Origin of the sequence: Microbacterium sp. ISL-59 (assembly GCF_018613945.1) — a bacterium.
Classification (GTDB): Bacteria; Actinomycetota; Actinomycetes; order Actinomycetales; family Microbacteriaceae; genus Microbacterium; species Microbacterium oxydans_B.
The window spans coordinates 1184712-1197742 of sequence record NZ_JAGGPG010000002.1 but is presented as its reverse complement, the minus strand read 5'-3'; the positions used below and the strand labels follow the sequence as shown (position 1 = coordinate 1197742).

At 69.0% G+C, this 13031-nt stretch carries 12 protein-coding genes; 4 read left to right on the top strand and 8 right to left on the bottom strand.

Going from position 1 to position 13031, the window contains the following annotated elements; translation table 11 throughout:
* Positions 1-16: 16 nt before the first annotated feature.
* Together J7E45_RS09815 and J7E45_RS09810 are read right to left on the bottom strand one after the other, a co-directional pair.
* On the bottom strand, positions 17-778 hold the full coding sequence (locus J7E45_RS09815; protein WP_215068859.1) for an alpha/beta fold hydrolase: 762 nt from the start codon (positions 776-778) through the stop codon (positions 17-19).
* A 58-nt stretch (positions 779-836) separates the two neighbouring features.
* On the bottom strand, positions 837-3500 hold the full coding sequence (locus J7E45_RS09810; protein ID WP_215069764.1) for a penicillin acylase family protein: 2664 nt from the start codon (positions 3498-3500) through the stop codon (positions 837-839).
* Between the two features lie 293 nt (positions 3501-3793).
* On the opposite strand from J7E45_RS09810, the gene J7E45_RS09805 reads away from it, so the two are divergent.
* On the top strand, positions 3794-4462 hold the full coding sequence (locus J7E45_RS09805) for a GntR family transcriptional regulator (protein WP_308162094.1): 669 nt from the start codon (positions 3794-3796) through the stop codon (positions 4460-4462).
* A 55-nt stretch (positions 4463-4517) separates the two neighbouring features.
* Here J7E45_RS09805 and argG read toward each other — a convergent pair whose 3' ends face one another.
* From argG to J7E45_RS09785, 4 genes are read right to left on the bottom strand one after another with little or no spacing between them, the layout of a single operon-like run.
* Positions 4518-5963: an argininosuccinate synthase gene (argG, locus tag J7E45_RS09800; protein ID WP_215068857.1), complete on the bottom strand. Its 1446-nt coding sequence runs from the start codon at positions 5961-5963 to the stop codon at positions 4518-4520.
* A 43-nt stretch (positions 5964-6006) separates the two neighbouring features.
* On the bottom strand, positions 6007-6423 hold the full coding sequence (locus tag J7E45_RS09795) for a PIN domain-containing protein (RefSeq protein WP_167633069.1): 417 nt from the start codon (positions 6421-6423) through the stop codon (positions 6007-6009).
* Positions 6407-6640, bottom strand: a complete 234-nt coding sequence (locus tag J7E45_RS09790) for an AbrB/MazE/SpoVT family DNA-binding domain-containing protein (protein ID WP_237682326.1) — start codon at positions 6638-6640, stop codon at positions 6407-6409. The genes J7E45_RS09795 and J7E45_RS09790 overlap by 17 nt, the downstream gene beginning before the upstream one ends.
* Positions 6641-6687: 47 nt before the next feature.
* Positions 6688-7953 (bottom strand): MFS transporter, encoded by a 1266-nt coding sequence (locus tag J7E45_RS09785; RefSeq protein ID WP_167633068.1) that lies wholly within the window; start codon positions 7951-7953, stop codon positions 6688-6690.
* A gap of 117 nt (positions 7954-8070) precedes the next feature.
* Here J7E45_RS09785 and J7E45_RS09780 point away from each other — a divergent pair, with 117 nt between their 5' ends.
* A complete protein-coding gene (locus J7E45_RS09780) occupies positions 8071-8775 on the top strand; it encodes a ZIP family metal transporter (RefSeq protein WP_167633067.1) in 705 nt (234 codons plus the stop codon).
* A gap of 34 nt (positions 8776-8809) precedes the next feature.
* On the opposite strand, the gene J7E45_RS09775 is transcribed toward J7E45_RS09780, so the two are convergent.
* On the bottom strand, positions 8810-9217 hold the full coding sequence (locus J7E45_RS09775; RefSeq protein WP_215068855.1) for a pyridoxamine 5'-phosphate oxidase family protein: 408 nt from the start codon (positions 9215-9217) through the stop codon (positions 8810-8812).
* A 201-nt stretch (positions 9218-9418) separates the two neighbouring features.
* Between J7E45_RS09775 and J7E45_RS09770 the strand changes: the two genes are divergently transcribed.
* Together J7E45_RS09770 and J7E45_RS09765 are read left to right on the top strand one after the other, a co-directional pair.
* Positions 9419-10390 carry an alpha/beta hydrolase gene (locus tag J7E45_RS09770; protein WP_091028392.1) on the top strand — a complete coding sequence of 324 codons (972 nt, stop codon included), beginning with the start codon at positions 9419-9421 and terminating at the stop codon, positions 10388-10390.
* A 69-nt stretch (positions 10391-10459) separates the two neighbouring features.
* On the top strand, positions 10460-11455 hold the full coding sequence (locus tag J7E45_RS09765) for a hypothetical protein (RefSeq protein WP_251053587.1): 996 nt from the start codon (positions 10460-10462) through the stop codon (positions 11453-11455).
* Positions 11456-11465: 10 nt separating this feature from the next.
* Here J7E45_RS09765 and cls read toward each other — a convergent pair whose 3' ends face one another.
* Positions 11466-12926 (bottom strand): cardiolipin synthase, encoded by a 1461-nt coding sequence (cls, locus tag J7E45_RS09760; protein WP_215068851.1) that lies wholly within the window; start codon positions 12924-12926, stop codon positions 11466-11468.
* Between the last annotated feature and the right edge of the window lie 105 nt (positions 12927-13031).

The following is a 13031-nucleotide window of genomic DNA, read 5'->3' as shown; positions in this document are numbered from 1 at the left end:
CCCGCGAGACCGAGCCTCAGAGCCGGGCGGCGAACTCGTGGATCAGGCGGGCTGCGGGCTCGGAGTCGCTGATGAGGGTGCCGTGTCCGTGGTCGGGGATGACCTCGAGCGCGGCGCCGGGGATCGCGTCGAGGATCTCCTGGCACCAGCTCATCGGCGCGAGCGGGTCGTCTTCACCACGCAGCACCAGCACCGGGCACTCGATGCGCACGAAGGCGTCCTCGGGCTCGTGCACGACGGTGGCACGGATCTTGCGGATCAGGTGCGGGCCTCCGCGCAGGTACTCCCGCGCGCCGCGCCAGATCACCAGCGGCCGTTCGCCGACGAGGTCGGTCAGGAGGTAGCGGGCCTGCGCCGCGATGTTGCGCGCCGCCTTGTTCACCGTGGGCCCGGCCAGCACGACACCCTCCACGAGGGACGGATGCCGTGCGGCGAGCTCGGCCGCGATCTGGCTGCCCATCGAGTGCCCGATCACGACTACCGGGCCCGAGTCCACGTGCTGCAGGTAGGCGGCGACGAGGTCGGCATGACGCTCCATGGTGAGCGTGCGCGTCGGCTCTGGTGCCTCGCCGAAGCCGGGCAGGTCCAGCGCGATCACTCGGCCCTCGAGCCGCTGCACGACGTCGAGGTAGACGCTGCGACCCATGCCGATGCCGTGCAGCAGGAGGTAGGTGTGGGGGCCTTCGCCGAACGTCTCGGCGATGAGCGTGGCGCCGCCGTGCTCGAACTCGAGGAGCGTGACGGTCGTGCCCTTCGGGGCGAGGTAACTGGATGGCACCCACCCACGGTATCGGAGCAACCTGCGCCGTCCCTTCAGGACGGCGCAGCCCCGCGGATCAGCCGGTCGGCGACAGGATCAGTGTGTCGACGGTCGACGCTCCGACGGCCTTCCCCGAGTACGCCCAGGGCTGCTGGAGCCCGACGGCCCAATCGGCGGTCTGGTCGGTGTAGTGCTCGTGGAAGGCGTGCCCGGAAGCGCCGGTGAGGTGGTTCCAGGTCGAGGCGTCGAAGTCGGAGAGATCGATCACCATGCGCATCGACGGCACCGTGGTGGTGGCGTACGAGACGCCGAGTTCCCACCCGGTCGCGTTCACCACGGAGGCCCCGCCGCTCACCGGGTACGGCCCGCGGTTGAAGAGGGCCTCGACAGGCGCGATCCCCGAGGTGCCGAGGGTGTCGCTGGTGAGGGTGATCGCGTGCAGGTCGCCCCAGTTCCAGCGGGTGGGAACGTCTCCCTGCAGAGTGACGAGCTCGTCGTAGGCCTCTTCGGCGGACAATGCCAGCATGGCCTCCATCCCGTCGACGTCGATCTCCGGGTTGCTCCAGAGCGGATCGGATGGGTCCTCGAGCATGTCGGCGACGACCGTGAACAAGCGTCCCTGCCCGTCGATGGGCAGGGGCTGCTCGCGCTCGCCGAAGATGTTCTGCACGAGGTTCGACCAGAGCACGTTCGCGTAGGCCGCGGCGGGCGAAGAGGCCGCGTTCTGGCCGTCCCACGGGAGCAGGAGGTCAACGGCTGCCTGGACGTCCGCGCGACTCACGTCGACGTCGGCCATGGCGGTCGCCAGCTGCGTGCCGATCCACATCTCATCGTCCATCTGGATGTCGCGCATGTCCTGGGCGGTCAGCGGAGCGGCGGCCGCGCGTCGTTCGATCAGGTGGGCGATGCGCGCCGCGCGATAGCCGTAGTCCCAGTCGCGGGAGAGGAAGTACGCATAGTCGTCGGTGACGATCGCGTTGTTCGCGGTGACGATGTACCCCGAACTCGGGTTGTACGAGACGGGCAGTTCGTCGAACGGGATGTAGCCCGTCCAGTCGTAGCTGCTGTCCCATCCCGGCTGCGGCATCCATCCGTCGCCGGCGCCGCGGATCGGGAGGCGCCCCGGGGTCTGGTAGCCGATGTTGCCCTCGGTGTCGGCGTAGATGAGGTTCTGTGCCGGCACATCGAAGAGGGATGCGGCGTAGCGGAAGTCGTCGAAGTCCTGCGCGGTGGAGAGGGCGAAGATCGCGGTCGCGGTCGTGCCGGGGTCGAGTGCGGTCCAGCGCAGGCTGACGGCGTACTCGGCGTCGTCCTGCCCGGCGGGCGGGGCAGCGGGCGCCTCCGTGCCTTCGGCCAGCGCCGGCTCCGGGTCATCGGCGATCGCGGTGAAGTCGTCGGTGAGGCCCGAGATGATGGGTCCGTGCACGGTGGAGCGGATCGTCAGCTCGATGTCATCGCCGCCGGCGACCTTGATGGTCTCGGTGCTCTGCTCGAGCGGGACCAGCGCCCCGTCGCGCCAGTACTCGTCGCCGACGACCCGCTCGACGTAGAGGTCGGTGACGTCGGTGGTGAGGTTGGTGAACCCCCAGGCGACGTTCTGGTTGTGGCCGATCACGATGCCGGGAAGCCCGGAGAACGAGAAGCCGCCCACGTCGAACGGGCAGGCGTCGTTCACGGTCGAGCACTTCAGCTGCACCTGGTACCAGACCGATGGCAGTGAGGCGCCGAGGTGCGGGTCGTTCGCGAGCAGCGGCATCCCCGTCTCGGTGAGGTCGCCGGAGACCACCCAGGAGTTCGATCCGATGCCCTCGCCGACGTCGCCGACGAGCTCGCTCGCCGCCTCGATCACGTTCGAGGTCTCCTCCCACTCGATCGTGGTGGTCGCCTGCTGGATCTCGTCGTCCGATTCGGAGGGCGTGTATGCGGCGGGTTCGGCACCGGTGTCGAGTGCGGGCACCGTCGAGATCTTCGGAACGATCACCGGATTCTCGTCGAACGGGTAGTCGGGGTAGAGCTTCGCGAGCATCTCGCCGGTGTCGACCGACTCGCCCGCGTCGTCGTCCGTGCCGGCATCCAGCTCGGCGGCCAGGAGGGAACGCTCGGTCTCATCCTCGATGTTGCCGCGCAGATCCCAGGCCATGGCCTTGAGCCAGGCGACCGAGTCCGCGGGCTCCCACGGCTCCGGAGCGTAGTCCGGGTTCTGGATTCCGAGAACGGCATATTCGAGCGAGAGCTCTGCGCCCGACCGTGTGGCGAGGTAGGCGTTGACCCCGTCGGCATAGGCCTCGTAGTAGCCGCGGGTGGTGTCGTCCATCGCCTCGACCTCGGCTTCGGCGACGGTGCGCCAGCCGAGTGTGCGCAGGAACGCATCGGTGGCCGCCTGGGATTCTCCGAACATCTCGGCGACCCGCCCCGCGGTGACGTGTCGGCGGAAGTCCATCTCGAAGAACCGGTCCTGCGCGTGCACAAAGCCTTCGGCGTAGAACAGGTCGTCGGTCGAGTCGGCGGTGATCGTCGGGATCCCGCGCTCGTCGCGCTGCACCGTGACCTCGGCCTTCAAGCCGTCGAGTTCAACGGTGCCCGCGGTCTGCGGGAACGAACGCTGGATCGTCCACGTCACGAAGAACGCGGCGGCCACGGCGATCACGACGATCGCGGCCACCACGAGGAAAGAGATGCGTCCGATCCGGGCACCCAGTGACGGGCGCGCGGATACGGCGGACTCCTGCGAATCGGTCATCATCGTCGAGAACTCTTTCGGGTAGACAGGTGGAACTCAGTCCCACCGAGCCCCAGTGCGCGTTTCAGGGTCGCGCCTTCGCATCATATCCGTCCGAGCGCTCATGATCATCTATTCAGGCGCATGTGTTATGTTACCCGTTGCGCTACGCGCGAATCAGGGGCGATGCGGAGGCTCGGCACGAGAGTGCCGTCGGCCGCCGATGTCGGCCGCATCGAGTGGTGGGGGAGACACAGTGGTCGAAGGAGGGTGTGATTTTGGTGAGCATGGATGGAGCGCTGGAACGGCGTTCAGTGAGTGAAGACGTCTATCAGCGACTGCGGGACGCGATCGTCAGTGGCGAGCTGCGACCGGGCGAACCGATCCGCGACTACGAGCTGGCGGCGGACCTCGGGACGTCGAAGACGCCCGTGCGGCATGCGCTGGCGCGACTCGCCGAGGGAGGACTCGTCGAGATGCAGCGCAACCGCTACACGCGGGTGGCTCCCCTCGACCTCGACCGCATCCGAGACGCGCTCGCACTCTTCGGCGACATCTGGATCGGCTCGGTGCGCCATGCGATGCCGCTGATCCAGGCTGACGACGTCACGTATCTCGTCGATCTCACCGAGGACATGTCCGCCGCGGTCGTGGAGCAGGATGTCGTCGAGTTCGGTGGAGCGCTGCGTACCATCGCGAACGGGTTCGCCCGCATCGAGGGCAACTCCACGCGGGTGACCGTCATCGAGTTCCTCGGGCCGCAGATCCGCCGCTTCTCGCAGCACGCGCGGGGCTCGTTCGACTGGGTGGCGGTCGAGAAATCCACAGTCGCTGTCCGCGAGGCCATCCGGCAGCGCGACGCGGCCGAGACCCGCGCGGCGATCGTGACGCTCTTCGACGAGGTGCTGCCGAGCATCATCGACCGCGCCGAGGAGCTCGACGGCGCCGATGAACGGCGCAGCGTCCGCGACTCACCCGCCTAGCGGGTGCACCTCTCCGACGTCGGCAGCACCAGCTCCCGACGTCGGACGTACGGCGTCAGTCGGTGCCGGAGTCGAAAGCCGCGCCCTCGGACGCGGTGTCGACCGCATCCGCCAGGCTCTCATCGGCTTCGGAGACGGAGCCGTGGACCGACTCGGTGATCTCGGCGGACTCGCCGGCGGTCACCCGGCCGACCAGCTCGCCGGTCGCACCGCCCACGAGGCCCAGGCCCGCGTACTGCTCGAGGCGGGCCCGCGAGTCGGCGATGTCGAGGTTGCGCATCGTGAGCTGACCGATACGGTCGACCGGCCCGAAGGCGGCGTCGCCGACGCGCTCCATCGACAGCTTCTCGGGGCCGTAAGACAGGTTCGGCGAGACCGTGTCGAGGATGGTCCAGTCGTCGCCACGGCGCAGACGGATCGTGACGGTGCCCGAGATCGTGAGGCCGACCCAGCGCTGGATCGACTCGCGCAGCATGAGCGACTGCGGCTCGAGCCAGCGGCCCTCGTACATCAGGCGGCCGAGGCGGCGACCCTGCTCGTGGTAGGTGGCGAGGGTGTCCTCGTTCAGGATGCCGTTGACGAGGCGCTCGTAGGCGATGAACAGCAGCGACATGGCGGGAGCCTCGTAGATGCCGCGCGACTTCGCCTCGATGATGCGGTTCTCGATCTGGTCGCTCATGCCGAGGCCGTGGCGACCACCGATCGTGTTCGCCTCCATGACCAGGGCGACCGGGTCGGAGTACTCGACGCCGTTGATCGCGACGGGGCGGCCCGCCTCGAACGTGACGGTGACGTCTTCGGTCTCGATCGCGACCGACGGGTCCCAGAACTTCACACCCATGATCGGGTCGACGGTCTCGAGCGAGACGTCGAGGTGCTCGAGGGTCTTCGCCTCGTGCGTCGCGCCCCAGATGTTCGCATCGGTCGAGTAGGCCTTCTCGGCCGAGTCGCGGTACGGGAAGTCGCGGGCGACGAGCCAGTCGCTCATCTCCTTGCGGCCGCCGAGCTCGGTGACGAAGTCGGCGTCGAGCCACGGCTTGTAGATGCGCAGGCGCGGGTTGGCGAGCAGGCCGTAGCGGTAGAACCGCTCGATGTCGTTGCCCTTGTAGGTGGAGCCGTCGCCCCAGATGTCGACGCCGTCCTCCTTCATGGCGCGCACCAGCAGCGTTCCGGTGACCGCGCGCCCGAGGGGCGTGGTGTTGAAGTAGGTCTTGCCGCCGGAGCGGATGTGGAAGGCGCCGCAGGAGAGGGCGACCAGGCCCTCTTCGACCAGGGCCGTCTTGCAGTCGATCAGGCGCGAGGCCTCGGCGCCGTACTCCAACGCACGGCCCGGGATCGACGCGATGTCGTCTTCGTCGTACTGGCCGAGGTCGCCGGTGTACGTGAAGGGCACGGCGCCCTTCTCGCGCATCCACGCGACGGCGACGGAGGTGTCGAGTCCTCCGGAGAAGGCGATGCCGACGCGCTCGCCGACGGGCAGGGACTGGAGGACCTTGGACATGCTTTCCAGTCTATCCGCGTGCGGCGTGTCGCCCCGTGCCGCGTCAGACGACGGCGACAGCCACGCCGAGGGCTGCGTATGTAACCATGGCGCGGCGGTCGCAACTGAGGAGCGTCACGCCGGCTGTGCGAGCGCAGAGCGCGACCAATCCGTCGTACACCGCTCCACCGGAGACCCCGGCATCGGCGAGAACGTCGACGGCGGTCCGCGCAGTCTCTTCTGGGAGGGAGACCGACCGGGGGAACGCAGTCCGGATCGCGCGAGCCGCGGCGGGCGGAGTCAGACGATTCGGGCCGGGGAGGCGCGTGAGAACGGAGTAGGTCTCAGTCGAAGCGTGGCCCGCGAGTCCGAGGACTGCGCCGGCGCAGGCGGTCTGGACAGCGAGGTGCGCGGTGTTGTCTTCGACGAGGAGAGCGACCGCCGCGCTCGTGTCGAGAAGAAGGTCAGCGCTGGTCGGCAAGGCGCAGCTCGCGGATGTCTTCGGGCGTGAGAGTGGTGCCAGACGACGCGATGACGAGGCGCCCATCCTTCTCGATGAGGTTGTCCGGCGCCTCGATCTCGATTCGGATGCCATTGCCGTCGAGGATCAAGTCGACCGGGCCCGGGATCAGCCCCACGCGCTCACGGAGCGGTGCAGGGATCACGATTCTTCCTGCCTTATCCATGGTTGCTTTCATGCCATCAGAATACCATTTGGTCGGCACGAGGGGGTCGGGCCGACCGACTACTCCGGCGGGGCGACATCCTCATGGCGTGCCGTGCGCAGCGGGGAGAACAGAACGATCAGCGCGGCGACCGTGAACACCACCACGGCCACCGCGATCGTCACGCGGTAGCCGAAAGCGGTGGCGAGGCCGCCCGCGAGCAGTGCGCCGACGAGGAAGGTGACGCGGTTGACCGTGCGGATCGACGCGTTCAGCCGCCCTTGCATGTGGTCGGGGGCTGCGGCCTGGCGGTAGCCCATCTCGTTGGGATCCTCCAGACCCATACCCAGCCCGAACAGGAGCTGCCCGACTCCGAGGGGGATGGCGATGATGGCGAGAGAGGCGATGTCCGAGAGCGGGAGGACGACGATCGCGGTCCAGGCGACCGCCGACAGGATGCGTCCGGTGAGCACGGCGCCGCCGACGCCGAATCGTCTTCCCGCCGCCGGGGCGAGGAGAGCGCCGGCGAATCCGCCGACGCCGCCCATCGCGAGGACGATGCCGAACATCAGCGGACTCAGTCCGAGTTCTCTCAGCGCATAGGGGGCGAATGCGGTCAGCGCGATGCTGTTGCCGAGGAACCAGACGTTGATCGATGCGGCCATCGGGGCGAGCGTGCGGTGGGAGTACGTCCAGCGCAGGCCCTCCATGATGTCGTGTCCGAGGTGGCGGCCATCGGTCCGGCGCTGCGCCTTCGCCTCCTCGACACGGATCCGACTCAACAGCACCGCGCTCACGACGTACGCGACGGCGTCGATCAGGATCGCGAACGGAGCTCCCAGCCAGCCGACGAGGGCACCGCCGACGGCGGGGCCCGTGGTCTGGGCGACCGTGCCTGCCTGGCCGAGGCGCGCATTCGCGGCCACGAGCTGATGCCGGGGCACGAGGCGGGGGAGCATCGGCTGCGCGGCCGAGTCCGCGATGAGGGTGAGCGCGCCGTAGAGCAGGAACAGGGCGCCGAACGACCAGACGGTCAGAGTCCCCGTGAGCCACAGCACGGGCACGAGCGCCAGCGTCAGCGCACGGCCGATGCTCGCGAAGACCATCGCCGGCTTGCGCCGCCATCTGTCCATCAGTGCGCCGACCACCAGGCCGAAGAGCAGGTAGGGCACGACGTTGGCCGCGTTGAGCAGGCCGATCTCGAACGGAGTGGCGTCCAGCGTCGTCACGATCAGGACCTGGAACGCGATCGCGGTCACCGCCCCGGTGAACGCGCCGAGGGTCGAGGACGACCAGAAGAGGGCGAACGCGGGGACGCGCAGCACCTCTTTGGGTCTGTCGCTCATTCCGCCTCGCTCCGTCGCCGCCCGCTGCTGTCATCCTATTCACCGCCTTCTCCCCTGGTGGGTCGAGCCAGGGAGACGCAGCAGGAGGTGGGAGAGTAGGCCCCACGGAGGTGCGGCATGGGCGAAGCAGTCCTGTGGGGTGTGGTGGCGGCAGCGCCACTGTTCATCGGCGCGGTGCTCGCCCTGCTCCGGAAATGGCCGCCGCGGTGGCTCGGCATCGTCCTCGGGTTCGGCGCCGGTGCCCTCATGGCCTCGATCGCGTTCGAGCTCTGGGAAGAAGGGCTCGACCTCGCCGGTCCCGTCCCGCTGGTGGTCGGCGTCGCGGCCGGTGCCATCAGCTACTACATCGCGGATCGCATCCTCGATGCCCGTGCCGCGAAGACCAAGTCACAGGCGGGTGGAGGCCAGCTCGCTGTCGGTGCCCTGCTCGACGGCATCCCCGAGCAGCTCGTGCTCGGCATCGGCCTGGCATCGGGAGAGCCGGTGAGCATCGCGCTGGTGGTGGCCATCCTCGTCTCGAACCTGCCCGAGTCGATCGGGTCGGCCGCCGACCTGCTCGAGGGGGGCATGGCGAAGTCTCGAGTGCTGCTGCTCTGGGCGGGGGTGGCCGTGATCTGTGCGGCGGCGACCGTCGCGGGCTTCGCACTGGCGAGCGTGACGGGTGACGCCTTCCGATCCGCATCGAGCGGCTTCGCGGCCGGAGCGCTGCTGGTGATGCTCGTCGACTCGATGGTCCCCGAGGCGCAGTCCAAGGCGAAGGAATCGACGGGGCTCGCGACCGTGCTGGGCTTCGCGCTCGCCGCGGGGCTGGCGTTGGCGTGAGAGCGCGCGCGACGGCAGACCCCGCCGCTGCGTCTCAGATCTTCGGGTGTGCCGGCTCTCGGCGTACGCTGCGACCGGAGATGCTGTCGATGTGCAGGACCAGAGGGAGACTGCGATCCTCACCCGCCCAGGGGTGCACTCGAGCGGTGATGTCGGCCGCCACTTCTTCGGCCGCTCGGGAGAGGCTGCCGTGCAGCAGGACGCTCCACGCCGTGCTCCCGATCGGATCGTGATAGTCCACCTCGAACGAGACGTCGACAGGCTCGCGCGTCAGATCGGCCAGCAGGCCGTCGGGTGACGTTCGCAGAACCAAATCGTGCCCGGAGACCGCGAAGTTCACCGGGTGGATCTGCACCCGCCCGTCATGGACGAAGCCGATGCGTCCGATCGTGGTGGTGCTCAACAGGTCGTAGGACTGCTGTTCATCGAGTTCTCGGATCATGCGCATTCCTTCCCTCTGGCGCCAGGCTATCCGGGGCGACACGACCCTTCAAGGGAGTCCGCCACCGGCGGAACCGCGCCCCCGCCACCCGGCGGACGGGAGGCGTCGGATCCGCCCCGACCGGCGGGTTACCCTCGGATGCGGCGTGCACGAGGCTGGCGGGACGCCGCCGCGATGGCGGCCGAGGACAAAGGAGTTCTGATGACTGACACGACCCTGGCACGCCCGCCCTTCGACCCCGAGCTCGAAGCGGCTCTCGCCCTCGTGGGCGACCAGATGCCGTCCACGCTCACGCCGGAGATGATCCCGTTCCTGCGTCAGTCGCCGGTCGGTGGCGAGGACGAGATCTTCGCCGCGCTCGCCGAGCGCGGCTTCACGTACCGCGACGTGTCGATCCCCGGCCACGAGGGGGACGAGATCGTCGTCTCCGTGATCGAGAAGGAAGGCAGGACCGGCACCGGTCCCGGCTTCTTCCACACCCACGGCGGCGGGATGATCATCGGCAACCGCTGGCTCGGGGTCGTCGGCTTCCTCGACTGGGCCGAGCGGTTCAACGGCGTGATCGTCACGGTCGAGTACCGGCTCGCCCCCGAGTTCCCCGATCCGTACCCGGTGGAGGACTGCTACGCCGCGCTGCTGTGGGCGGCCGAGAACGCGGGGGAGCTCGGCATCGACCTGTCACGCCTCATGATCGGCGGCGGGAGCGCGGGCGGCGGTCTGGCTGCCGGCACCGCTCTGCTGGCCCGCGACCGGCAAGGCCCTGAGCTGATCGGGCAGCTGCTCATCTACCCGATGCTCGATGACCGCGACGAGTCGGTCTCGACCCACCAGATCGACGGCATCGGCATCTGGGACCGCGGGTCGAACGTCACGGGATGGACCGCCCTCCTGGGCGACCGCAAGGGCACCGACGACGTCTCGATCTACGCCGCCCCGGCCAGGGCCACCGACCTCAGCGGTCTGCCGCCCGCGTTCATCGACTGCGGGAGCGCCGAGGTGTTCCGCGACGAGGATGTCGCCTACGCCACGAAGCTCTGGGAGGCCGGGGTCCAGGCCGAGCTGCACGTCTGGGCCGGCGGCTTCCACGGCTTCGACATGTTCGCCCCGCACACCGCCGTCGCGCAGGCCATGCTCGCCGCTCGCGACAACTGGGTGAATCGCCTGCTCTCCTGAGTCCGATCCCACCCTGCGGGGCCGCACCGACCCCGTAGGGTGGAATCCCCGTGCGCGATGGAGCCCGACATGCAAGATCTGCTGGGGCGGCTCACCGCCCTCGACCCGGATGCCAGTGAGACGCTCAAGGTCGTCACGTACTTCGACGCCCTCGTCGCCCGATCGGTCGGCGTGGAGAGCATGCTGCGCGGGGCCGCTGTGCTCAGCGGCGCGACAGTCGGCCAGCGCGACGGACGGCAGATCGTGCGGGTGCGGGCCGATGGTGTGCGCATCGACCCGATCGAGCCCTCGCATGCCTGGCCGGTGCGCGAGAGCGGGCCGGGAGCGATCGCGTGGATCGAACGCGAGGGTGCCGCGCACACCAACGACGCCATGATCCTGGAACGTCTCGCCCTCGCCCTCGGCATCATCCGCGCACGCCGCTCGGTCGGTCCGGAGAGCGCCGTCGAACTCGCGATCAGCTCCTACGCGGGGTCGGACGAGCGGGCTGCCGCGCTGCCTCGGCTCCGGCTCGGCGCGAGCACGCTGCGCCTGGTCGCCTCACCGCCCGATCCCGCGCCCCTGCCGCAGCATCCGTCGGCGGTGGTCGCCACCCGTCACGGCCTGACCCGCGCGACGATCCTGGATGCCGAGACGGATGCCGTGAGCGCCTGGCCCGACAGCGAAGGGCTGCGCCTCGGTCTCGGCACCGCGGGACCCGGGGAGCAGCTTCCGCGGTCCTGGGCTTCCGCGCTGGTGGCGGTACGGCTGACCAGTCCCGCCGAGCCGATCGTCGACGTCGCCGACCTCGGAGCCCTGCTGCTCGTCGCGGAGGCCGCGGAGCAGGGGCCTCTCCATCCGGATGCCGCCGCGCTCGCCGCCCTCGACGACCGCAGTCGCGAGCTGCTCGACGCCGTCGCCGAGGAGCAGAGCGTGCGCGCCGCAGCCCTGCGCCTGGGTCGTCATCACTCCAGCGTGCAGGAGCGGATGACGGCTCTCGTCGAGACCCTGGGCTACGACCCGCGCACCTCCCGCGGGCATGCTCGGTACGTGCTCGCCCGGATGCTGCTGACGCTCGGTTCCTGAGCGGGTCGTCTCAGTTCAGCGCCGACGTCAGCCGGAACACCCCGTCGAGGAAGGTCGACTTCGCGGGCTCGTGCAGCCACTCGTCGAGGGTCAGCTCGCGCCCCGCGGCGCGGTACTTCTGCTCGACCTCGCGCATCTGCGCCACGAACGACTCACCCCGCACGAGCAGCGACATCTCCGAGTTCAGACTGAACGAGCGGATGTCCATGTTGCTCGAGCCGATCACGGCGACGTCGTCGTCGATCGAGAAGTGCTTCGCGTGCAAGATGTACGGCGCCGGATACAGGAAGATGCGCACTCCCGCGCGCAGCAGGGTCTCGTAGTAGGAACGCTGCGCGTGATAGACCATCCCCTGGTCGCCGAGTTCCGACACGAACAGCTGCACGTCGAGCCCGCGCTGGCAGGCCGTGGTGATCGCGTAGATCATGGCCTCGTCGGGCACGAAGTACGGGCTGGTGAGGATGACTTTCTCGGTGGCGCCGTGGATCAGGGAGAGGAACATCCGCAGATTGTTCTCGGTGCCGTACGCCGGACCGCTGGGCACCATCTGGCAGTGCAGGTCGGCGCCCGCGGGCGTCGGCACGGCGGATGCCGGGACTCGTTCGACGGCCGACAGATCCTCTCCGGTCTCGATCAGCCAGTCGGACAGGAAGACGGCGTCGACCTGGGCGACGACCGGACCCTCGACCCGCGCAATCAGCTCCTGCCACATCAGCCCGCGCTTGATGTTCTTCTCCGCGTTGTAGTCGCGCGAGATGAGGTTCTGCGAACCGACGAACCCGACCCGCCCGTCCACGACGACGAGTTTGCGGTGGTTGCGCAGGTCGGGCCGCTGGTACTGGCCCTTGAACGGCCGCACCGGCAGCATCCACGACCAGGTGACACCGATCCGGTCGAGCTCGGCGAACGTCTCCTCGGACTTCGGGATCTTGCGGGAGGCGATGTAGTCGGCCAGCAGTCGCACGGAGACACCGCGGGAGACCGCCCTCTCGATCGCGAGGAAGAACCCCTGGGTCGTGGCGTCTCGTGCGGCGATGTAGAACTCGACGTGCACGTAGCGCTCGGCCGTGTCGATCGCGGCGGCCATGGCGTCGATCGACCCCTGGTAGTCGTCAATCAGCTCGGCCGACGAATCGCCGACCACCGGCAGCCCCGTGAGCGCGTGGTTCTGCTGAGCCACGCGTTGGAGCCACCGGGGAGCCTGTGCGTCGGGATGGTCGACGGCCTCGGCGGAGATCATCTCCGTGATGCGCCTCTGCTCGTCGCGGCGCTTCTTGGGCAGCCGGAAGTTGCCGATCAGCAGGTACAGGCCCATGCCGATGAAGGGCAACAGGAACACGAGCAGCAGCCACGCCATCGCGGCCGTGGGCTTGCGGTCGCGGGGGATGTAGATCAGGGCGATCACATTGATGGCGAGGGCCGCGAGGGCCAGGATCGTCCAGATCAGGTTCGCGGAGACGAGCGCGTCCATGCGTCCTCCTTCGAGGGGATGCCTGAGTGTGGCACGCGCCGCGGCGCCGTCGGGACGCGGCTCATCCTGCGGGGGTGGGGCATGCGCCGACGTCACGCATGCTCC